Source organism: Campylobacter concisus (assembly GCF_003049705.1).
GTDB lineage: Bacteria > Campylobacterota > Campylobacteria > Campylobacterales > Campylobacteraceae > Campylobacter_A > Campylobacter_A concisus_AR.
In genome coordinates this window covers 65,818-87,045 of the sequence record NZ_PIRF01000002.1, presented here as the reverse complement: position 1 = coordinate 87,045, position 21,228 = coordinate 65,818, and the positions used below count along the sequence as shown (strand labels likewise).

Sequence of the window (21,228 nt, the reverse complement as noted above, 5' to 3'; positions counted from 1 at the left end):
ATATTCCTAATCTAAATTTTCTTTTAAAAATTTAATGTTTTTTCTAATATCAGCTTCGCTTTTACTTAGCTGCTCTTGCTCACTTTCATTTATATTTAGCTCTAAAATTTCTTTTAAGCCCTCGCGTCCAAGCCTTACTAGCCTGCCGCAACTTAGCTCATCATCAAGAAGCACGCTAGCGCTTAAAATTTCATCACTCTTGCCCATGATCGCTTCACACATCTTCACAACAGCAGCTGCTGGTGCATAGTAAGCTGAAGTGCCAAGGAGCTTAACGATCTTTGCGCCACCTGTACTTGTCTCTTTTTTAAGAGTTGCTAACTCATTTTCGTTTAAATTTTCGCTGATATTACTAGCAGATACGATCATCTCGTCGTTGTGAGCGCCAATTATCTTTGTCTTTAGCTCTTTTGCATCTTTATCTTTTAGAAGTGCTAGCTCATATCTGCATCTTGCACCATCCAGCTCACCAGCCATGCCGATCACTTTATTTTTGCTAAAACCACTAAATTTATGAGCCGTCCATACCATCACATCAAGCGGATTTGTCACGACAATTATCACCGCATTTGGTGCAAATTTTGCGATATTTTGAGCTGTTTGTTTTACAACGACGGCATTTTTAAGAAGCAAGTCCTCTCTTGTTTGACCCTCTTTTCTTGGGCTTCCAGCAGTTACCACTACGATATCACTGCCCTCTATTAGCATAAAGTCATCACCACCGCAAACGATAGTTTTAGCATCAAAAACGCAGCTTGACTGTGCTAGATCGATAGCCTTTGCACGTGCCACGTCACCAAATATATCCACAAGCGCGATCTCATCGCAAACTTCTCTCATGCAAAGCGCATAAGCTATGCTCGCACCGACGTTTCCAGCTCCAACTATACTTATTTTCATTTTATCATCCTATTATTTGATTTAAAATTTTACTTGGTCTCATGACCTCATTTGCTTTTGCTTCATTTGGCATGTAGTATCCGCCAAATTCCGCGCTTGCACCATCATTTTGTCTTATCTCTTTTAAAATTTCACTCTCACTTTTTTCTAGCTCGTTTGCTAAATTTTCAAAAACTTTGCTCAAAATTCCACCACTTTTTGCCATCTCTCTTGCCCAAAATAGCGCTAGATAGAAGTGTGACTCCCTAGTATCAAGAGTGGCATTTGGAGTTTTGTTTTCGTCTAGATAGCTAGCAACCGCTCTATTTAGCGCATCACTTAGCTCTTTTGCCTCTTTTTTTTGCTTAACAAATGCCAAATGCTCGAGCGAAGCACTAAGCGCTAAAAACTCGCCGAGACTATCCCAAAGTAGGTGATTTCTCTCTTTTAGCTCTTTTACAAGCGTTGGGGCCGTTCCACCAGCGCCCGTCTCAAACATCGCTCCACCAGCAAGTAGCGGCACAACTGAGAGCATTTTTGAGCTACCACCTAGCTCAAAGATCGGGAAAAGATCGGTTAAATAATCTCTTAAAACGTTACCAGTTACGCTTATAATGTTTTTGCCAGCTCTTATCAAGCTAAGCGTTTTTGTGGTTGCTTGCTCGTAGTTTAAAATTTCAAATTTTACGCCAGCGTTAGCAAATTTCTCTTTAAATCTTTCAAATTTAGCTATCAAATTTCTATCATGAGCACGGCTATTATCTAGCCAAAATATAAGCTCATCTTTTGAGATTTCGCCTCTTTTTAAAGCAAGCTCAAACCACGCATTTATCGCATCATCTTTTGCCTGCGTCATCCTAAAAATGTCGCCCTTTTTGACGCTAAATTTAAAGACGCTCTTGCCCGCTTCGTCAAAAACTACAAATTCTCCGTCCTCTTTTGTGATGAAAGTCTTATCGTGACTGCCGTATTCCTCGGCCTTTTTAGCCATTAGCCCCACGTTTGCTACGCTGCCTATGCTGCTTACATCAAGCGCACCATGCTCCTTAAAGTCCGCTACGCAAGCCTCATAAACCCTAGCGTATGTTCTATCTGGGATCATGCAAAGCGAGAAATTTAGCTCGCCGCTTCTATCTTTTACCTTGCCAGAGTTTCTAATGAGTGTTGGTACGGAGGCGTCTATTATGACGTCATTTGGTATGTCAAAATTACTGGCATTTTCATTTAACGCCCAAATTTTTGCCTTTTTGCTCAAAATTTCATCAAATTTAGCCAAAATTTCATCTTTGTTTTTAAGAGTTGAAATTTTAGAAAACATATCTTTTAAACCGTTTTTAGCCTCCACGCCGTGAGTTTTAAACTCTTCGTCAAATAGTTCAAAAACCTCTTTAAAATAGCTTTTTATCGCGTGAGCAAAGATGACTGGATCGCTAACTTTCATCATCGTGCATTTTAGGTGCAGACTCAAGGTCAAATTCTCTTTTTTTGCCTCTTCAAAACATCTTTCATAAAATTTATCAAGCTCGTTTACGCTTAAATATGTAGCATCAACTATCTCACCACTTTGTACGGCAAGCTCTTTTAAAAGCTCTTTTTTGCCATTCGCACTTATGAAATTTATATAAAATTTCTCATCTTTACTGGCGATAATAGAGTGCTCATTCTCATAAAAATCGCCCTTTTGCATGTAGCAAATTTTTGTCTTATTTGTCTTATTCCAGTCACCGTTGCTGTGAGGATGTTTTTTGGCAAATTCTTTAACCGGAGGCAAGACTCTTCTATCTGAGTTTCCTTGCCTAAGCACTGGATTTACCGCGCTTCCTAGCACTTTTTGGTATTTTTTAGCGATCTCTTCGTCGTAGTCTGTGATGATCTCATCTGGGTAAAACGGCACGTTTATGCCCTTGCTTCTAAGCTCCTCAATGGCTGCTTTTAGCTGAACGAGCGTGGCTGAGATGTTTGGCAGTTTTATGATATTTGCCTCTTTGTGCGCAGTCAGTTCGCCCAAAAGCTCTAGCTCGTCAGCCTTGTTTAGCCCAAGCTCTTTGCTAAAAAGAGATAAAATTCTCCCAGCCAAGCTAATATCAGCCCTAGTTATGCTAATGTCAGCACGTGATAAAAAGCTCTTTACGATAGAAAAGAGAGAGTAGCTTGCAAAAAGCGGTGCTTCGTCAGTTTTGGTCCAGATAATGTCACTCATTTTAGCCCTTTTATTTTTTAAGAATTTATCACTTTTTTTATTAAAACTCGTTATATCTTAGCCCTATTTTGCGATATTTTGGTTGTGCTCGCTTAAGGTTTTTGAAAAAATATGTTTTTTCGCCTTTTTATCAAGCACAAAATATAAATAATCGCTCTTTGCTGGATTTATCGCCGCTTTGATCGCACTTATCGAGACCGAGCAGACCGGACTTGGCGGAATGCCGTCGTTTAGATAGGTATTAAACTCACTCATATCGCTTCTTATGCGCTCAGCCGTGATCACATCGTGTGAATAAATTCCATAGTTTAATGTGCCGTCCATTTGCAGCCTCATGCCTTTATTTAGGCGGTTATATATAACTGAAGCAACTAGTGGCATCTCAGCTTCATTTGCCGCTTCTTTTTGGATGATCGAAGCGATCGTTAAAATTTTAAACCATTTTTTCTCGTTGTATTCGCCAAAAATTTTATTGCTGATCTCGCTTTGAGCCTTTTTTGATGAATTTACAAGATAAAAAGCAAGGTGCCTTTCGCTGATGCCTATTGGAATTTTATATGTATTTGGCATCAAAAAGCCATCACTCACTGGAGCAAGAGCGTTATATTCGCTATTTAGCTTAATGGGATCAAGTCCTAGCTGGGCGGCGATCTGGTTTAAAAAAACGATAGTCGTTTCGCCTGGTATTAGCGTTATCTCAGTTAAAGCTGCTTTTGATTTTGCAAGTTTTTTTAAAAAATCAACCCTTGAAATTTTATCTTGGCCGATCTCTATCCAGCCAGATTGTGGAGAGCCGATAAAAAGTATGGCGTATTTGTCTATCACGCTTAAGTTAAAGTTGCGATTAGCTAAATAAGATATAATCTCGCCCACACTTCCCTTTGGTATAAAAACGACCTTGCTTGTGTTTATAGGGCGTGCCAAATAGACAAAAATACTTAGGAAAATGATGGCTACAATATCAAAAAAAATGTCTAAATATGGCTTTTTCATAAAATTTTTTATCATCTTGATTCTTTCATTTATCTTACTTTTAAAATACGGCATAAAAATTAACGATTTCGAGTTTTACGGCGTAAAATTGGAGCAATTATATATAAAATTAGATAAAAAAATAATTGCAAGAGCAAAGCAGATAAAGCTCCCAAATTTTAAGAAAGAGAGCAAGCAAAAAAGCAGCGATGAGCGCCTTTTAAATCTTAGTAAAAGCGTAGATTTTATAGATACGATTTTTCAAGAAATTTCACTTGAAAATGTGCAAATAGGAGATGATTTTAAACTAAAAATTCTATTTTTAGATGATATATTTTTTGTTGATAGCCCTTATTTAAACGTGGATATAAAATTCCAAAACGAACAGCAAGACGGAATAGATCTTTTTAGCGTTAGAAATTTAAGCTTTAAGGATTTTAACGTCAGCATTAGTGGCGAAGGGAGTGCAGATTTTGATAAAAATGACTATAAATTTGAGGGAAATTTCACCTCTCATGAGCTGCACGGTAAGCTAAATTTTGCTCTAAAAGATACATTTTTAACCTACAAAGCTTACGATGTCGAGGCTGGAAGTATTAAAAACTTCATTGATGAACTTGATAGACGCATAGAGCTAAATAGTGAAGTTAAAAACTGGATATATGGATACATCGTTGCTGATGATTACGAGCTTAAAGAGATAAATGGCAAGGCTGATCTAGCCAAAAATAACTTTTATCTAAATGATCTAAATGCCACCGCAAATACTAAAAATTTGCTCGTTAAATTTGAAAAAGACTTGCCGGCCGTAAATGTAGGCGAGGCAAATATCACGCTTAAAAACTCAAAGCTTAAATTTGATCTTATTTCGCCTATTTACAATGGCAAAAAGCTTGATGGCTCAAGCGTTGTGATAAATAATATCTTTGATGAAAAAAGCGCAAATTTAGAGCTACTTATAAAGACAAAATCGATCTATGATGAAGCTATAAATGAGATATTAAAAGCTTATAAAATCATCGTGCCAGTAAGGCAGCTTAGCGGAAAAATGGATGCTAGCTTAAAAATTTTAATAAAACTAGACGAGAAAAGCTTAGAAAATTTTGATGAAAAAAGCGTCATTGCAAATGGAGAATTTAAGCTAAGTGACGCGGTTTTAGAAATAGCTGGAAGTAAATTTAATACCAAAAATGCTCTCGTAAAGCTCATAAATACGACAAATTTAAGTATCGATGCTACCGGCTTTGGACTTGAGTTTTTTAAGGCAAATGCCAAGGCTGATATAAATTTACAAAAAAGTACTGGCGAGATAAAAGGCGTGATAGAAAGCTTTGATCTAAAAGAGAAAAATGATGAAATTTTAGCCTTTAAAAATGAGCCATTTAGCGCATTTTTAGACTTTAGCAAGGCCGGTGAAACTTTACTTAAAATAGAGCCATTTGGGCTTGATATGAGCTTTGGTAGTGAAAGCAAAATAACAACAAAAAATAGTAAATTTTTCATAGAGAACTCGCCTGTTTTAAAGCAAAACGGTGTGTGTGGTTTTGATGAGCTTAGCATAAAAAGCAAGGATTTTACTGATCTTGAAATTTTTGCCAAAGAGGCAAACTTTGATTTGCCGTTTTTAGATAAAAATGGCTCAAAATATGAAAACGATGATCTTAAAATTTTAGTCTCAAAAGCTGGCGTAAAGGTAGATAGCGCAAGTAAAAAGCTAAGCCTAGACATTAAAGAAAAAGCTATAAACGTAAAAACCAAAGATCTAAATTTGCTAGTGCTTGATGATAACAAAACCAGCGAGCAAAGCACGCCGCTTGAGCTTTTAGCAAAAAATGGTGATATCATTTTAAGGGATCTAAACAAGACCTTGCCATTTGCTAGCTTTAGTGCCGAGAAAAAGGGCAAAAGCACCTCGCTAAATGGGCTGGCGCAGCAAGGAAGAGTTGGCTATTTTAACGATGAAAAGAGTATAAATTTAGACGCAACCGACATAAGCGGAGAATTTATCAACGACCTTTTTGGCATCAAGAGCTTTGAGGGTGGTAAATTTCGCCTAAAAATGCTTGGAGAAAACTCGAAGAATTTCAAAGCTGAGGTGAGATTTTTTGATACTTTTTTAAAGGATTATATCTTTTATCAAAGGCTACTTAGCTTTTTAAACTCGGTTCCATCTCTTCTTAGTTTTAAAACACCTGATTTTAACGACAAGGGCTTTACTGTTAAAAATGGTAAAATTTTACTCACTAGAAATGGCGATATGATCGAATTTTTAGCGATTGAAATGATAGGCACAAGCGCAGATATCGGCGGACGTGGTACGATCAATCTAAAGAGTAAAAAGATAAACATCGACCTTGAGCTAAAGCTACTAAAAGACGCTAGCAGTATCATTGATAAAATTCCACTGGTAAATCAAATAATCCTTGGCAAGGACCGCTCGCTCTCAACAGTCATCGCCATACGAGGCACTACCGATAAGCCTGAATACTCGACGCAGATATTGCAAGACGCCCTGCTCTCGCCACTAAAGATAATAAGAAACGTGATTCAGGCTCCGTTTTTGATATTTGAGTAGTTTAAATCTGCAACGCATGGAAATTATAGAAAAATTATTGGCTGCTTCTAAAGCCAAGAGTGGTGCTCATTTTTGATTATTTTTATTATCCTCGGCTCGCAAAGTGCGTAAAAAGGATATCGAAAGCTAAAGATCAAGGTTTTGGTAGCTATTTTTTTTGATACTAGTGCTATTAAAATATTTTGACAAAAAGCATAAAATTTTGCGTATTATAATACGCAAAATTTACTTCATCTCAAGGCGCATAAGATACATATCCTCGCCGTCAGTTACCTTTAAATTTTGGCTTTTACACTTTGGACAGGTGAAGTCATTTTCATTAAGCTCTCCGCCAAATCCACACTCCAAACACTCGATCACAATGCCTTGTAAATTTATGACAAGCTCAGCGTTTTCGCAGATCGTGCCAGCCTTATAAACATCAAATGCACTCTGCAAATAATGAGGCTCCACTCCGCTTAAACGGCCAACCTTTATCTCGATCTTGCTTATCTCTTTGGCATTTTCTTTGGCGGCATTTTTCTCGCAAAGGCTAACTAAATTTTGAACGATACTAAGCTCGTGCATTAGCAGATCCTTGGCAGTAGCTCGCCCTTTGGCGGCTCGAGGAATCTTCTTGATTTATAGGAGTTTTCGATGATGACACGCTCGTTTTTTGCCTCCATTACTTCACCAATTATCATCGCATTTTTATCAAATTCTCGCAAAATCCCAAGTGTGTCCTCGGCCTGGCTCTCATCAACAGCCATCACAAAAGTGCCCTCATTTGCAAGCTCATAAGGCTCAAATCCAAACAGCTCACAAACGCCCATCACTTCGTCTGCGACCTTGATATTTTCTTCAAAGACCAAGATGTCAAATTTAGCAAATTTAGTCCATTCATTTAGCACTGCACTTAGTCCACCTCTAGTCGCATCACGCATGCACTGCGGCTTTATACCAGCGCTAAATAGCCTTAAAGCGACCTCTTTTAAACTCTTGCAGTCACTTTTTAGATCAAGCCCAAGCTCAAATTCCTCTCTTGCTGCAAGCACCACGCCGCCGTGTCTGCCAACATCTCCAGAGATGAGAATTTTTGCCCCTGCTTTTAAATTTTTAAGCTCCACGCCTTCGCAAACTATCTCGCCGATGCCTGCTGTGTTTATGAAAATCTTATCGCATTTGCCCTTTGGCACGACCTTTGTATCGCCACAAACTACGCTTACACCACTCTCTTTACAAGTTTTTGCAAGCGAGCCAAGTACCGTTTCAAGCTCTTCTATACTAAGCCCCTCTTCGATGATGAGCGAGCAGCTTAGGTATTTTGCGCTTGCTCCAACCATCGCAAGGTCGTTTATCGTGCCGCAAGCCGCGATCTTGCCGATGTCGCCGCCATTAAAAAAAATGGGAGTTACCACAAAGCTATCGGAGCTAAATGCGATCTTGCCGTTTAAATTTAATATCGCCGAGTCGTTGCTCTGTCTTAAAATTTCGTTATCGAAAATTTTAAATATCGTCTCGTTTATAAGCGAGTTCATCTCCTCGCCGCCGCCGCCGTGGCTTAGCATTATCTTTTTCATTAAATTCCTTAACCAACTCTTGCGTATTTAAAATATGCCGCACAAGCGCCCTCGCTTGAGACCATGCACGATCCTATCGGATTTTGCGGGTTGCAAACCTTGCCAAAGACTTTACACTCTGTTGGCTTTGCTAGCCCTCTTAAAATTTGCCCACAAATGCATGCCTTGCTCTCGCCAGCGCTCTCTACGCTGCAGTCAAACTGCACTCTAGCGTCAAGATAGGCAAACTCGTCTTTTAGCTTCATACCGCTTTGTACTATCTCGCCAAGCCCTCTCCAGACAAAGTCGCACGGCTCAAAGTACTTAGCGATGAGCTCTTTTGCCTTGACGTTGCCCTCTTCTTTAACCGCCCTTGCATACTCGTTATAGACCTCATATGTGCCTGCATTTTGCTGACGGACTAAATTTAGCACACTTGCCATGATGTCAAGTGGCTCAAAACCGCTAATGGCGATCGGTCTTTTAAACTCATCTGCTAGCTCTTTATAAATTTTACTTCCAGTGATGACACTCACATGGCTTGGGCCTAAAAATGCATCTATCCTCACGTTTTCATCGCTCATTATGGCTCTAACTGGTGCTGGGACGGTTACGTGATTTATATGAAAGTATAAATTTTTAATGCCCCCTTGCACCACTTTTTCAACCAAATTTGCGCTCATTGGCGTCGTTGTCTCAAAGCCAATGGCAAAAAATATAACCTTTTTGTCTGGATTTTGCTTAGCTATATTTAGCGCATCAAGTGGCGTGTAAAGTGCTCTTATATCATGCCCCTCGCCACGAAGTTTTTGCAAGCTTGTCTTTGAGCCAGGCACTCTTAGCATGTCAGCTAGCGTGCAAAAGATCACATTATCCATGCTAGCAAGCTTACAGGCCTCATCTATGCGGCTCTTTGGCATCACGCAGACCGGACAGCCTGGGCCGTGGATGAAATTTATATGCTCTCCAACTAAGCTTGGCAGTGCAAATTTCATAATGCTGTGCGTATGGCCGCCGCAAATTTCCATGATATTTAGGGGCTTTGTGCTCTCTTTTTTTATGAGCTTTGAAAGGGCTAGGATTAAATTTTTATCGCGAAAGTCATTGATAAGATCCATCAAATTTTCCCCGCGTTCATATCATCAGCGATCTTTTGATAGACCTCTAAGCTCTCAAGCGCAAACTGCGTATCGATCTTTTGCATAGCGTATCCAACGTGGATTAGCACGTATTCGCCAACTTTTACCTCTTCAGAGATGAGATCTAGGCTTACCTTTCTAGTAACGCCCAAGGTCTCAACAGTAGCAACGTTATTTTCATCTATTTCTATTACTTTTGAAGGGATCGAGAGGCACATTATCTTAGCTCTTTTTTAAATTCCAAATAACTTATCCATTTATCAATGCCTTCGCCTGTTTTGCTATCTATCACAAAGATATCGACCTTTGGATTTAGCTTTCTAGCGTCGTTTTTCACTCGCTCGATATCAAAGTCAAAGTGTGGTGCGAGCGAAGCTTTTGTGATAAGAAGCACGTCAGCAGCCCTAAACATCACTGGATATTTGCTCACCTTATCATCACCCTCTGGCACTGAAAGAAGCACAGCGTTAAAGTGTGAGCCAACGTCGTAGCTTGCAGGGCAGACTAAATTTCCAACATTTTCTATAAAGACTAGATCAAGCTCGTTTAGTGGCAGATGATGAAGCCCTTCATGCACCATAAATGCATCCAAGTGACAGGTCTGACCTGTGCTTATCTGATGAGCCTTTGCACCAGCTTTTACTATACGGTCGGCATCTTGATTTGTCTCCAAATCGCCCTCAACAACGCCTATTTTAAATTTACCAGCCTTTATCGTAGCCTCTAAAAGCGTCGTCTTACCAGCGCCTGGGCTACTCATCAAATTTACGCAAAGTATCTTTTTCTCATCAAGATGAGCCCTGTTGTGAGCGGCCTCTTTGTCGTTTTCGGAGAGGATTTTCTCTATCACGTCTATGGTTTTGCTCTCATTTAACACAGGGTGTGCGTGAGCCTCGTGGCTATGCTCATGTGCGTCATGAGCATGCTCTGTTTGTCCATCATGAGTGTGTGGGTGCGAGTGAGTGGTGCCATCAGCGTGAGTGTGAGTGTGGGCGTGATTACCCATTGAACAACCGCAATCTTTACACATTTTTTCATCCTTTTTTATTAATTTATGGAGATTTTAACTCTTAAATTTAAAAATAAAATTAAAATTTAGGAGTTTTTGCAAATAGATCAAAATTAATTAATTTATTTAAATTTTTATTTAAATTTAAAAATATAAATAAAATTTGCATAAGAATTTTGACTAAATTTACTTTACTCTTTTTGCCTAATCTCATCCAACTTATCAAAATTTTCATCACCAAGTAGTTTTTTACTATTTTTTTGGGCATTCTTTTGGATTATTAGATCCTTTAGTCTAGCCTTGCCATTATCCATCACCATCAAAACAGCATAGACATCAACGTCTTCTTCTCTCATTTCATCTTCGGTACTGGCTGCACTATCAGGTGACATATAAAAGTGCTCTATGCCGTATTTTACGAGTGAGTAGCCATCATATCTACCAGCTAAAAACACTCCATTTTCTGGCTTGCTTGCACTAAATTTTGCAAAGCCGTAAGTGCCATTAATATCTGGTTTTAAAACAGCATAAACTCTAGCCCCATCTCTTACTCTCTCATCATATTGGTCGATATAGCGGTCATCTTTATCATTTTCGTCAAAATTTCTTGAATGAAAATTTGAAAATTCATAGTTTAAATCAACATAGTTTCCGCGAAAAAGATCTCTTGGATCATAAAGATTGACTCTCACTCTTACCTCTTGTCCAAAATAAAGTGGCATAAGCGCGTAGCCAAGCATAATGCCAATAAGCAAAATTTGAAAAATTACAGCTACTATTAAGACTTTTATCTTCATTTTTTACGTCCTTTTCTAGCGACAACTAGCACTATGAAAGCAAATACCATAAATAGCGCCGTAGCACCAATATAATCGCCTATGAGTTGGAAATACCTCACGGCTGCGACCAAAAATATCATACAAAGACCAAGTTTTAACTCACCCTTTTTGATAAGAACCGCAGCTGTTATGATATTTGCGAGCGAGAAAAATATATTTGCATAGCCAGGCCCGTAGCTAAAGACAAATGGCAACGACACGAGCAGTGCCCCAAGCAGCAAACCGCTCTTGTTTTTTTCTTTAAAAAACAGTGCAAAATAAGCAACGCTAAATAAAATAAAGACAAAGCCAAAGTTACTTTTAAAAAATGACTTTACAAACCAAAACTCTTCATCTCCAACCTCAAATAAATTTCTTTCTTCAAATAAAAATAGACAAAATAACAACACAAAAACGCCAAAATTTTTACCAAATTCTTTCGTAAATGCGCCAAGCCCTACTCTAAATTTATCTAGTAGCGGCGAAATGCTAATAAGTAAAAGCGCATAAGATAGCGATACGATCGCAACCATCGGAAGCCCAAACAAAAATCCATAATCAAATATCGCTCTAAGACCACTAATGTAGCCGCAAAATGAAATGATGTATATAAAAATATCTATAAAAAGCACAAAAGCAAGCCATTTTGAGTCGTCTTTGTAAAGCGTATATGCGCCAAGTGCTATAAAAATGATAAAGCCAAAGCCAAAATCACCCTGATAAGCTATCATAAAAAACCAAACTGTCGCAAAGATAAGGCTTTGGGCTACCAATACACCTTTCTTACTAGCAAAAGAAACCGCAAACGCTCCGATACTCCAAAGCAAGATACCGCCGCTTGGCTCATCACTAATGTTATAAATTTGAGCAATAAGAGCAATCGCCGCACCAAAGCAGAAATTTCCAAGAAAAAACATCGCCGTTGATAGATTTTCCTTTCCCTTTACGAGATAGTAAATTCCACCAAAATTTACAAGCCCAAGCACAAATAACACAAGTGCTAAACGTCCTAGTCTTGGTATCTCTTCCCAGTTTGCACCAACGAGCGTAAAAAAGGCTAGCGCAAAAAAGAGATATGCTACGAGCTTTAGGACAAAACTCATTTTATCGCTGTGGGCGTCAGGGTCGATGTCGTATAAATTTGCTATTTTTATAGCTGTCTCTTTATCGACTATGCCGTCACTTTGCCACCGATCCAGCTCTTTTGCTAGAAAAATTCTATTTAAAAAGTTCATTATTCACACTCTCTTTTATAAGATATACAAAACACTAAATTTCCAGCAAGTGTCTTAAATGCCGTATTCATGTCCATTGACACTGCCTTAGTCTTTCAACAAAAAATATAATTGTGATTTAAAATATAAAAAAATACAGAAGCTAAAATGCTGCCGATAATAAAAATTTTTAGCAAGGTAGCTTGGGCCAGGCTCCTAAGCTTTGCTTTAAAAATTTCTCGCTTAAGTCTAAACCCAAGTAAAAAGAAAAAAACGGCCATCAAACTATCATTTATCAAAAGGATAAGGGGCTTTTGTATCGGCGATCTGCCAAAATTTAGCCTTGTATCGATTTGTAAAAATGAGTTATAAAAACTGCTTAAAAAAACATTTTCAAAGATAAAAGCCACTAAAGCAGCAGCGATAAGAAAGATACCACCGCTAGCTTCACCTATAAAAAAATCCCAAAAATTCCTAAAACCCATAAAGACCCTTAAAAAACTAAAACCTAGGAATAGCTGCCCTTGTGAGTTTAGAAAATTTTACACCCTTTAAGCCGGCGATCCTTTCAGCAAAGCGTTCAATTTTGCCAGCCTCGCCTCTTATTGAAATCGTTTCTAAGCAGTTATGGTGATCGACATGAACATGGTTTGTGCAGATGATTTTCACATCAGAGCTATGCTCTATATCCATCTTTTTATTCACCAAATCGTTGTGATGATGCATATAAATGAGCGTCAAAACCCCGATCAACTCCTCACTAGCGTCCTTCCAGCTATCACTTACGATCTTTTCGCGTATCAAATCTCTCGTAAATTCGCTCCTAGAAGCGTAGCCTTGTTCGCTAACCTTTTTATCTAGTTCGTCAAGTAACTGACTAGGTAAAGAAACACTAAAACGTATAACACTATCCATTTTCTGCTCCTTTCTCGTTTGATTACCGTTTATAATCATTATACATCACTTATTAGAAAATGTGGATAAATAATAATAAATTTGCCCTAAATTTACGTTAGAATCGTTGCTACAGAATTTTTTATTGATATAAAATTTCAAATTTGCTTTAGTAAATTTTTTGTAAATAAGTTCAAGCAAAGTCTTATTTTGAAAAACTCCACCGCTTAGTAAAATTTCCATTTTTTCTTTTTTTGAAATTTCAAAAATAATATCAGCAAAGCCATTTATAAATGCCGTTGCAGCCACTCTTGGCTCATCTTTTAAAGCACTTTTAAAAGCCTCTTTAAAGCCGATCACTCCATTGTCTAGGCTAAATTTATAACACACATCTAAATTTTTATCATAAAGTGCTTCAAGTCTCATACCACTCTCGCCCTCAAAACTCGAGTGAAAAAGCCCACAAATAATCGCCCCAAATGCGTCAAATATCCTACCAACTGAGCTAGTCTTTACTAAGTTTAATCCTTTTTGCTCCATTTTTTTAAAATTTGCAAGCATTTTTTCATCAAAATTTACTAAAAATTTACCAGCTTCGTCCTCAAGAGAGTATTTTAAAATAATAGAATATGCGATTAAATAAATATTTTTGATGCTGTTTTCGCCCCCAAATAGGCTAAATTCATCAAAGTGATAAACTCTTTTAAAACTCTTTTTATCTAGCTTAAAGACCTCGCCACCCCAAATTTTGCCATCTTCCCCGTATCCAGTGCCATCAAAACAAAAGCCAAGGTATTTTTTATCTGCTAGATCATTTTCAAAGATCACGCTTAGCAAATGCGCGTAGTGATGCTGAAGATGAACTAGCTCAAAGCCCTGATCCTTTGCCCATTTTGTATTTAAAAAATTTGGATGTAAATCGGCTATAACTTTATCGATTTTTAGGTTGTAAGTCTTATCAAAAAGGGTAAAAATATCTTTAAATCTATCAAAAGTCGCCACATTTTTTAGATCGCCGATATACGGGCTAATCATCAAAAGCCCATCTTTATAGATACAAAATGAGCTTTTTAGCTCCGCTCCAAGGGCTAAAAATGTCCCTTTTTGCTTGAAATTTGTATGGATGAAATTTGGATTTAAGCCACGGCTCGTTCTTGTGAAAATAGTCTCATCTTCAACGCAAAATGCGATACTATCGTCACTTGGCGAGTAAATTTCTCGGTCGTGATCAAGGTAAAAGTCTATGACGTCACCTAGCTTTTCTCTTAGCTCGCTCTCATCTTTTATCACAACTTCGCCTGAGATGTTTGCGCTAGTTGCGATGATGTCGTGTTCTAAATAGTCAAACAACAAAAGATGTATGCCACTAAATGCGAGCATAACGCCAAGCTTGTTTAAATTTGGAGCGACACTTTTTGCAATATTTGAGCTATTTTTTGCTTCAAGCAAGACAATTGGCTTTAAATTTGAAGTAAGAAGCCTGGCCTCCGCCTCTGAAATTTGTGCTATCTCCCTAGCATTTTCTAAATTTTTACTCATTAGGGCAAAGGGCTTGCTTGGGCGGTGCTTTCTAGCTCTTAGCTCGCTAACTGCGGCTTCATTTGTCTCATCACAAATCAAATGAAAGCCACCAAGCCCTTTAATGGCTAAGATTTTGCCCTCGTTTATGAGCTTAGCCGCATCTTTGGCCGCTTCGTTCCCACTAGCCAAGACTTTGCCAAATTTATCTTTTAGATAGAGTTTTGGCCCGCAGTTTGGACAAGAGATCGGCTCTGCGTGGTAGCGGCGATTAAGCGGGTCTTTGTACTCGCTCTCGCAAAACTCACACATCTTAAACTCGTTCATCGTTGTATTTACCCTGTCATAAGGCAATGCTTTGATGATCGAAAATCTAGGTCCGCAGTTGGTGCAGTTTATAAACGGGTATTTGTAGCGTGGATTTGTGGGGTCATAAAACTCGCGCAAGCAGTCGTCACAAAGCGCGTAATCAGGCAAGATAGGCGCTTGTTTGGTTGCCGACTTTGAAGCGATGATCTCAAGCTTTTCATAAATTTTATCTATCTTAATCTTCTTTAGCTCATCGATCCTAGCAAGGGCTGGTAGCTTCTCATAAAGCTCTTTTTCAAAAGCCAAAAAGCTAGCCTCTTCGCCACTAAAATTTAGCTTCACGCCCTCATCGTCGTTGTAAATTTCGCCAACTAGCTTAAATTTGTCCGCCAAAGTATAGACAAAAGGTCTAAAACCTACGCCTTGAACTAAGCCTTTGATCTCATATCTAAAGCTTGATCTCAACGCCAAATCCGGGGTCAAAATTTGTTTTTATATTTGGGTTTAGGTGCTTTTTTATCAAGTTGCTAACTACCTTATTATAAAATAAATCCCCGCTTAAAGTAATATTTTTGATATTAAATTTATCTCGTTTTTCATAGCTAAAATCGCTCAAAAAATGCGCCAAAGACTCGGTGCAACCAAAGCTGATATTCTTCTCTCCAGCGCCAGCAAGGACAAACGAAATGATACTTTTTACAAACTTAACCCCGTCTAAACCAAAGTCATCTTTCATTTTGTAATCTATCCTAACGCCCTTTTGACCGCTAAAATCGCTTGCCATAAGAAGCAAATTCTCCCCTGCTTTTTTAAAATCACTGCTTGTGCCAAGCAAGCGTCCAGCTATGCAAAATAGCGAGAAAAAGCTAGCATTTGAGCTAAATTTACCGCTTGGCAAGGTGTGCTCTTTACTGAAGTTTTCAAGTAGCCTTTCGCCGCCTTCCTCGGCTCTTATGAGCTCATAAATTTCTTCAAAGCTACTAAATTTTGGCAAAAATAGAAGCTGCGTTTTGCTTGATTTTGAAAGCAGGCAAATTTCATCATCGCTAAATTTGCTAAATTTTAGCCCCAAAGCTATATCACCAAAATTACTAAGCTCAAATTCCTCGTTTTTTGCATAGAAAAATGGGCTTAAAACTGCGCTACTTTCAAGCAAAGTAAGCCTTGAAATAGCATTTTTTTGCTCCTTTACTTTAACGCTTAAAAAGCTAAAGCCCTCTTTATTTAGCTGCTCGCAAATGGCATAAAGAAAAAGGTCATTTGGCGCCATCACGTCAAAAAATAGCGGTGCATCCTCATGATTTTGCCTATAAATGGCTGTAGTTTTTAGTGCTAAAAGTGGTTTTTCAAAGCTAGCTAGAAATGTCAAAGCTCTATCATCGGCGATAAAAATTTTTGGTAGCTGCTTTAAATTTACAGGCATCAAGAAATTTGCGTCAAAATTTACCCCAAAAGAAATTTCATATAAATTTTCATCTTGCTCTATGCAAACGCCCTTGCCGTTTTTTAATAAATTTAGGCAAGCTTTTAGCTTTTCATTAAAATTACCAAGCGTTATCTCGCCCTCAAATTTACTCCAAGTAAGCACGCCACTTTCATTTAAAATAGCCTTGCCATTAGCCAAAAATGCCGCCGCTTGAGATGGGCTAAGCGTGCCAAATTTTACCTTCTTAATTTCGCCCGCCTCGTCAAGCTCGTCTGCTGTATCAACCTCGCTATGCTTTATAAAAAGGCTATAAGGCAAAATGGCGCTAGCTCTATCTGCTAGGGCACTAAGCTCATTGGCAAAGCCACTTACTTTTAGGCAAATTTGATCATTTTTACAGCTTATAGAGTGCTTAAGATCTTTAGCTAATGAGCGTAAAAATGGTGCCAAAAAGGCTGGCTCTTTAAAGCAGTCAAATTTAAAAGCAAGTATCATTTTAAACCTTTTTTGGCGTAGTCATCGAGGGTGTCGTTTAGGGTGAAATTTGCTACCTTTTCGCACTTAAAATCAAGCTCTTTTAAGTGATCAAGCAGCGTTTTTTCTAGGATGTTAGAAGCTTTTATCACTTCATCTGAGAGGCTAAAATTTGATGACTCTATGCGGCTAGGCACGATGCCTAGGATTTTGGTTGTCGGCCTGTCGCCTGCCAGCTCCATTAGATGAAGGGTTTGAAGCATCTCGATCTCGTGAGCCGAGCCGTCCCAGCTGATAAAATTTGGTACGTTTAGAAAGTCGAAAAAATAAACATCGCCCACGCTTGCACCATTTGCGCTGATACAATCAACGACGATAAGATAGTCAAATTCGCTTATTATGTGAGTTAGAGCGAGGGCTAAAGTGCCCCCGTCCATTAAAGTAAGCTCGTTTTTAGAGCTTGTAAATTTATAGTTTTTAGCCATCAAATTTACAAAATGAACACCTATGCCCTCATCAGCAAACATCACGTTGCCAATGCCAAGAACAAGCACTCTCATCAGTGTTCTTTTACAAATTTATAGCCACTAACGATGGCGTCCATCGCTCCATTTTTACCTTTAACGGCGTTAAATATCGCCATATAAACGTGAATTGGCACAAATATCATGATGATCCACATGCAAATTCTATGTATCGTCCTAACATTTGCTAGTCCGCCCATAAGCTCTTCAAAGTATCTTGCTGGCTCGTAGATCGCTCCGCCAAGTCCATTGTGATAAACGTGAGCGTAAAGCACTAGGCCAGTTAGGCAGATAAGTGCTAAGATGACGTAAAAGAAGAAGTATGAGGCAAACTGCAATGGGTTATAAACACCCCTTAAATGCGGGTGTGGCCCCATAAAAAGATAGTATTTGATCTGTGCGATCCAAATTTTTGGATTTAGAAAATCAACCACACTCATCCACTCTTTTTTGCTATGTTTATCAAAGACAAATAGATAAAATTTAAAGATAAACGCCGCTATCAGCACAAAGCCAGCGATCTGGTGAGCCATACGCCACTTTGCTTGCATAAAATTTGTAGGCTCGCTCGTGATCTCTGGACTCACAAAAACGTACGAGATATAGTAGCCACTCACAACCAAAAGTGTGATCGCTGCAAATCTAATCCAGTGTGTCAGCCTAACGCCGATGGAGAATTCGTATTCGCTGATCCTGTCAGCATTTTTATGTGACATATTCTCTCCTTACAAATTTGGATTTATCTTATAGGTACTCAAATCATTTCCCTTCGTATCCATAACATGCACAGCACATGCGATGCAAGGATCGTAAGAGTGAATTTTTCGTATTATTTCGAGTGGTTTTGAAAGATCAGCGATCTTTAAACCAACTAAGCACGCTTCGTAGCTTCCCATTTGATTTTGTGCGTCTTTTGGAGAGGCGTTCCAAGTGCTTGGCACGACCGCTTGCCAGTTTGTGATGACGCCATCTTTTATGCGGCACCAGTGGCTAAGCGCACCTCTTGGAGCGTTGCCTTGAAAATTTCCTTTGTACTCTTTTTTGTTATCGATTACATATTTTGCGCAGGTCTCTTGATCTGATTTTAAATTTTCTACTAAGGCATTAAATGCGTCCATAGTGTGCTCTGCTACTACTTTTGCCTCAAGCATACGAGTAGCGGTTCTGCCTAGAGTTGAGAAAACTGCACTTAGTGGCAAGCCACTCTTTGCTAAAAATTCATCAACTACTTTTTTAACTCTCTCGTTGCCTCTAGCGTAGTTTATGACGATGCTTGCGATCGGTCCTACTTGCATAGGCAAGCCATCATATCTTGGTGCTTTGATCCAGCTATATTTGCCTTTTGTATCAAAAAGCTTACTGTGAGCTAGTTTGCCCTCGGCGTCTATGCTCTCGCCATCAATAAGGCCTGTGTAGTTTGCTTCAGTCTCGCCGTCATATGGGTGAAGTGCTTTGTCGTTTTTATACCAAGACCTAGTAGCTTCTTCAGTGATTTTATTTTCATCGATATCATAAACCTTGTTAAGATCGCCATTTAAGATATAGCCACCTTTAAATAGATGATCATTTTTGCCGATCAAAAACTCATCGTAGCAGAGTAAATTTGCCACACCAACATCGTTTAGAACGCTTGGCTCGTTACCATAAGCTTTAGCTGCCATCAAGATATCTGGATAGTAAGCTCTATCAACAAATTCTTTGATCTCAGCAAATTTACTCATATATTCGCCCATTCTAGCTGGATCCATAAGGTCCATCACGCAAGTCACACCGCCAACTGTTAGGCTTTGTGGATGTGGGTTTTTAGCACCAAAGATAGCCATCATCTGAGCTGCTGTTCTTTGAATCCTTAAGCACTCTAAGTAGTGTGAGAGGACGATTAAATTTTGCTCTGGCGTAAATTTATATGTACTATGTCCCCAGTATGCGTTGGCAAATGGTCCAAGGTTGCCCTTTTTAACAAAGGCTTCAACTCTCTCTTTTACCTCTTTTAGCTTGTCAGCTCCTGTGGCAAATGGCAAATCAGTGTATTTAAACGCCTCTTCGCTAGCTTTATGCACATCTGCGCTTAGTGCAGAGACTACGTCCGCCCAGTCCATGCCGTGGAGCTGATAAAAATGCACGATATGATCGTGAAGATATAAAGCTGCGTTCATCAGCGTTCTAGTTAGCTCAGCATTTAATGGAGGCTTGATGCCAAGAGCATTTTCAACTGCGATAATACCTGCTCGGTAGTGTGAGTATGTACAAACACCACAAATTCTTTGCATGAAAAAGCCAGCATCTCTTGGATCTCTACCTTTTACAATCTGCTCTAAGCCTCTCCAAAGAGTTGAGCCAGAATACGCCTCTTTTACGACATTATTGTCATCTACAACAACTTCTATTCTTAAGTGCCCCTCGATACGTGTTATAGGGTCTATTACTATTCTTTTTTCACTCATTTTTTCGCCTTATTCTTTATCTTTACTCATAGAAGCTATAACAGCGTGAGCTGCTATACCAATGCCAGTAAGAGCTAAAATTCCAATGCCAACTTTATCGCTGACATTATCAGCCCCAAGACCTAAAACAGTATCAAAGAGTCTATCTGCCATAGGCTCTTCAAATGGTCCCATCGTATCCCAGAAGTCTGGCTCTGAGCAGCCTATACAGCCGTGTCCCGCTTGAACCGGCCATGATGTGTGCTGGTTAAATCTCTCGCGTGAGCAGTTATTAAATGTATATGGACCTTTGCAACCTACTTTGTATAAGCAGTAGCCATTTTTTGCACCCTCGTCGCCAAAGTTTTGGACAAACTCGCCAGCGTCAAAGTGTCCGCGTCTCTCACAAAGATCGTGAATTCTTAAGCCATAAGCCCATTTTGGTCTGTTATAAACATCAAGTGCAGGCAAGGTGCCAAATAGCAAGTAGTGAAGCACGTTGCCAACGATATTTTTCTCGCTTGGAGGACAGCCTGGCACGTTTATGACTGGCTTATCAGTCACCTTTGAAAGACCGACTGAATTTGTTGGATTTGGCTTAGCTGCTTGAATGCCACCAAAGCTAGAACAGGTGCCGATCGCAAAGATAGCAGCTGCGTCTTTTGAAGCATTTACAGCATGAGTTTTACCTGTTGTGCCATGAGGTCCTACTGTTAAGAAATTTTCAGTCGCACCAGTTGGGATACCGCCCTCAACTAGCAAAATGTATCTGCCTTTATATTTTTCGATCGCGCTCTCTAAATTTTCTTCAGCCTGCCAACCAGAAGCTGCCATAATAGTTTCGTGGTATTCAAGGCTTATGTAGTCAAATATAAGACTATCTATGCTTGGAGCATCAGTTCTTAGCAAGCTCTCGCTACAGCCTGTGCATTCTGCCATATGAAGCCATATCACAGGAAGCCTATCGCTAAGCTCAGCAGCACGAGCAACCATCGGTGTCATCGCACTTGGTAGAGCCATAAAAGCTGTCATTGCACCAGCCCACTTCATAAAATCACGCCTCGTAAAGCCTTTCTCTTTTAAAAGCTGCGCAATACTCGAGTCGCTTTTCATCTTAGGTAACGCACTAAGCTCACTTAAGCGTCTATCTATCTTTTGACGCAAGTCATTATTCATATAAGCTCCTTTGCTTGAAAATTTTACTTTTGTTAATAATATCTTTGTTTAAAGAAGTAAAAAATTATTTTAAAAAATTAATATTTATAATTAAATAAATTTTAATTAAAAAAATTAAAATCCCTTTTTTGCGATATATT

19 protein-coding genes are annotated in these 21,228 nt (G+C 38.9%); 1 reads left to right on the top strand and 18 read right to left on the bottom strand.

Going from position 1 to position 21,228, the window contains the following annotated elements:
• Positions 1-6: 6 nt before the first annotated feature.
• From CVT05_RS02270 to mltG, 3 genes are all read right to left on the bottom strand, one after another.
• Entirely contained in the window at positions 7-900 is an 894-nt protein-coding gene (locus CVT05_RS02270) for a lactate/malate family dehydrogenase (protein WP_107697691.1), read from the bottom strand.
• A gap of 4 nt (positions 901-904) precedes the next feature.
• Positions 905-3,079 (bottom strand): NADP-dependent isocitrate dehydrogenase, encoded by a 2,175-nt coding sequence (locus tag CVT05_RS02265; protein ID WP_107697690.1) that lies wholly within the window; start codon positions 3,077-3,079, stop codon positions 905-907.
• 63 nt (positions 3,080-3,142) lie between these two features.
• The gene (gene mltG, locus CVT05_RS02260; protein WP_107697689.1) at positions 3,143-4,087 is read right to left on the bottom strand and encodes an endolytic transglycosylase MltG; all 945 of its coding nucleotides are present in this window, start codon (positions 4,085-4,087) and stop codon (positions 3,143-3,145) included.
• A gap of 73 nt (positions 4,088-4,160) precedes the next feature.
• Between mltG and CVT05_RS02255 the strand changes: the two genes are divergently transcribed.
• Positions 4,161-6,626: an AsmA-like C-terminal domain-containing protein gene (locus tag CVT05_RS02255; protein ID WP_107697855.1), complete on the top strand. Its 2,466-nt coding sequence runs from the start codon at positions 4,161-4,163 to the stop codon at positions 6,624-6,626.
• Between the two features lie 225 nt (positions 6,627-6,851).
• On the opposite strand, the gene hypA is transcribed toward CVT05_RS02255, so the two are convergent.
• From hypA to CVT05_RS02180, 15 genes are all read right to left on the bottom strand, one after another.
• Entirely contained in the window at positions 6,852-7,193 is a 342-nt protein-coding gene (gene hypA, locus CVT05_RS02250) for a hydrogenase maturation nickel metallochaperone HypA (protein ID WP_054196668.1), read from the bottom strand.
• Positions 7,193-8,185 carry a hydrogenase expression/formation protein HypE gene (gene hypE / locus CVT05_RS02245; protein WP_103579815.1) on the bottom strand — a complete coding sequence of 331 codons (993 nt, stop codon included), beginning with the start codon at positions 8,183-8,185 and terminating at the stop codon, positions 7,193-7,195. The genes hypA and hypE overlap by 1 nt, the downstream gene beginning before the upstream one ends.
• 8 nt (positions 8,186-8,193) lie before the next feature.
• Complete coding sequence (gene hypD, locus CVT05_RS02240) at positions 8,194-9,282, bottom strand: hydrogenase formation protein HypD (protein ID WP_107697688.1); 1,089 nt, start codon at positions 9,280-9,282, stop codon at positions 8,194-8,196.
• Positions 9,282-9,521: a HypC/HybG/HupF family hydrogenase formation chaperone gene (locus tag CVT05_RS02235; RefSeq protein ID WP_054196671.1), complete on the bottom strand. Its 240-nt coding sequence runs from the start codon at positions 9,519-9,521 to the stop codon at positions 9,282-9,284. Before CVT05_RS02235 ends, hypD begins: the two co-directional genes overlap by 1 nt.
• On the bottom strand, positions 9,521-10,333 hold the full coding sequence (hypB, locus tag CVT05_RS02230) for a hydrogenase nickel incorporation protein HypB (protein ID WP_107697687.1): 813 nt from the start codon (positions 10,331-10,333) through the stop codon (positions 9,521-9,523). Before hypB ends, CVT05_RS02235 begins: the two co-directional genes overlap by 1 nt.
• A gap of 170 nt (positions 10,334-10,503) precedes the next feature.
• Complete coding sequence (locus CVT05_RS02225) at positions 10,504-11,109, bottom strand: GDYXXLXY domain-containing protein (RefSeq protein WP_107697686.1); 606 nt, start codon at positions 11,107-11,109, stop codon at positions 10,504-10,506.
• Positions 11,106-12,365: a DUF2157 domain-containing protein gene (locus CVT05_RS02220; RefSeq protein WP_107697685.1), complete on the bottom strand. Its 1,260-nt coding sequence runs from the start codon at positions 12,363-12,365 to the stop codon at positions 11,106-11,108. The genes CVT05_RS02225 and CVT05_RS02220 overlap by 4 nt, the downstream gene beginning before the upstream one ends.
• 95 nt (positions 12,366-12,460) lie before the next feature.
• Positions 12,461-12,829, bottom strand: coding sequence for a Na+/H+ antiporter NhaA (locus CVT05_RS09660; protein ID WP_107697684.1), 369 nt, complete (start codon positions 12,827-12,829; stop codon positions 12,461-12,463).
• A gap of 16 nt (positions 12,830-12,845) precedes the next feature.
• Positions 12,846-13,259 (bottom strand): nickel-responsive transcriptional regulator NikR, encoded by a 414-nt coding sequence (gene nikR / locus CVT05_RS02210; RefSeq protein WP_021091291.1) that lies wholly within the window; start codon positions 13,257-13,259, stop codon positions 12,846-12,848.
• Positions 13,260-13,304: 45 nt separating this feature from the next.
• A complete protein-coding gene (hypF, locus tag CVT05_RS02205) occupies positions 13,305-15,530 on the bottom strand; it encodes a carbamoyltransferase HypF (protein ID WP_107697683.1) in 2,226 nt (741 codons plus the stop codon).
• The gene (locus CVT05_RS02200) at positions 15,514-16,986 is read right to left on the bottom strand and encodes a hypothetical protein (RefSeq protein WP_107697682.1); all 1,473 of its coding nucleotides are present in this window, start codon (positions 16,984-16,986) and stop codon (positions 15,514-15,516) included. Before CVT05_RS02200 ends, hypF begins: the two co-directional genes overlap by 17 nt.
• On the bottom strand, positions 16,983-17,525 hold the full coding sequence (locus CVT05_RS02195; protein ID WP_012001820.1) for a HyaD/HybD family hydrogenase maturation endopeptidase: 543 nt from the start codon (positions 17,523-17,525) through the stop codon (positions 16,983-16,985). Before CVT05_RS02195 ends, CVT05_RS02200 begins: the two co-directional genes overlap by 4 nt.
• Entirely contained in the window at positions 17,525-18,205 is a 681-nt protein-coding gene (gene cybH, locus CVT05_RS02190) for a Ni/Fe-hydrogenase, b-type cytochrome subunit (RefSeq protein WP_107697681.1), read from the bottom strand. Before cybH ends, CVT05_RS02195 begins: the two co-directional genes overlap by 1 nt.
• 9 nt (positions 18,206-18,214) lie before the next feature.
• Positions 18,215-19,933 carry a nickel-dependent hydrogenase large subunit gene (locus CVT05_RS02185; protein WP_107697680.1) on the bottom strand — a complete coding sequence of 573 codons (1,719 nt, stop codon included), beginning with the start codon at positions 19,931-19,933 and terminating at the stop codon, positions 18,215-18,217.
• 9 nt (positions 19,934-19,942) lie between these two features.
• Positions 19,943-21,088: a hydrogenase small subunit gene (locus CVT05_RS02180; RefSeq protein WP_103559628.1), complete on the bottom strand. Its 1,146-nt coding sequence runs from the start codon at positions 21,086-21,088 to the stop codon at positions 19,943-19,945.
• Positions 21,089-21,228 lie beyond the last annotated feature (140 nt).

What these genes read in the sequence shown, in the direction of transcription:
- CVT05_RS02270 (WP_107697691.1), bottom strand. Translation starts at nt 900, where the DNA reads ATGAAAATAAGTATAGTTGGAGCTGGAAACGTCGGTGCGAGCATAGCT.
- CVT05_RS02265 (WP_107697690.1), bottom strand. Translation starts at nt 3,079, where the DNA reads ATGAGTGACATTATCTGGACCAAAACTGACGAAGCACCGCTTTTTGCA.
- mltG (WP_107697689.1), bottom strand. Translation starts at nt 4,087, where the DNA reads ATGATAAAAAATTTTATGAAAAAGCCATATTTAGACATTTTTTTTGAT.
- hypA (WP_054196668.1), bottom strand. Translation starts at nt 7,193, where the DNA reads ATGCACGAGCTTAGTATCGTTCAAAATTTAGTTAGCCTTTGCGAGAAA.
- hypE (WP_103579815.1), bottom strand. Translation starts at nt 8,185, where the DNA reads ATGAAAAAGATAATGCTAAGCCACGGCGGCGGCGGCGAGGAGATGAAC.
- hypD (WP_107697688.1), bottom strand. Translation starts at nt 9,282, where the DNA reads ATGGATCTTATCAATGACTTTCGCGATAAAAATTTAATCCTAGCCCTT.
- CVT05_RS02235 (WP_054196671.1), bottom strand. Translation starts at nt 9,521, where the DNA reads ATGTGCCTCTCGATCCCTTCAAAAGTAATAGAAATAGATGAAAATAAC.
- hypB (WP_107697687.1), bottom strand. Translation starts at nt 10,333, where the DNA reads ATGTGTAAAGATTGCGGTTGTTCAATGGGTAATCACGCCCACACTCAC.
- CVT05_RS02225 (WP_107697686.1), bottom strand. Translation starts at nt 11,109, where the DNA reads ATGAAGATAAAAGTCTTAATAGTAGCTGTAATTTTTCAAATTTTGCTT.
- CVT05_RS02220 (WP_107697685.1), bottom strand. Translation starts at nt 12,365, where the DNA reads ATGAACTTTTTAAATAGAATTTTTCTAGCAAAAGAGCTGGATCGGTGG.
- CVT05_RS09660 (WP_107697684.1), bottom strand. Translation starts at nt 12,829, where the DNA reads ATGGGTTTTAGGAATTTTTGGGATTTTTTTATAGGTGAAGCTAGCGGT.
- nikR (WP_021091291.1), bottom strand. Translation starts at nt 13,259, where the DNA reads ATGGATAGTGTTATACGTTTTAGTGTTTCTTTACCTAGTCAGTTACTT.
- CVT05_RS02200 (WP_107697682.1), bottom strand. Translation starts at nt 16,986, where the DNA reads ATGATACTTGCTTTTAAATTTGACTGCTTTAAAGAGCCAGCCTTTTTG.
- CVT05_RS02195 (WP_012001820.1), bottom strand. Translation starts at nt 17,525, where the DNA reads ATGAGAGTGCTTGTTCTTGGCATTGGCAACGTGATGTTTGCTGATGAG.
- cybH (WP_107697681.1), bottom strand. Translation starts at nt 18,205, where the DNA reads ATGTCACATAAAAATGCTGACAGGATCAGCGAATACGAATTCTCCATC.
- CVT05_RS02185 (WP_107697680.1), bottom strand. Translation starts at nt 19,933, where the DNA reads ATGAGTGAAAAAAGAATAGTAATAGACCCTATAACACGTATCGAGGGG.
- CVT05_RS02180 (WP_103559628.1), bottom strand. Translation starts at nt 21,088, where the DNA reads ATGAATAATGACTTGCGTCAAAAGATAGATAGACGCTTAAGTGAGCTT.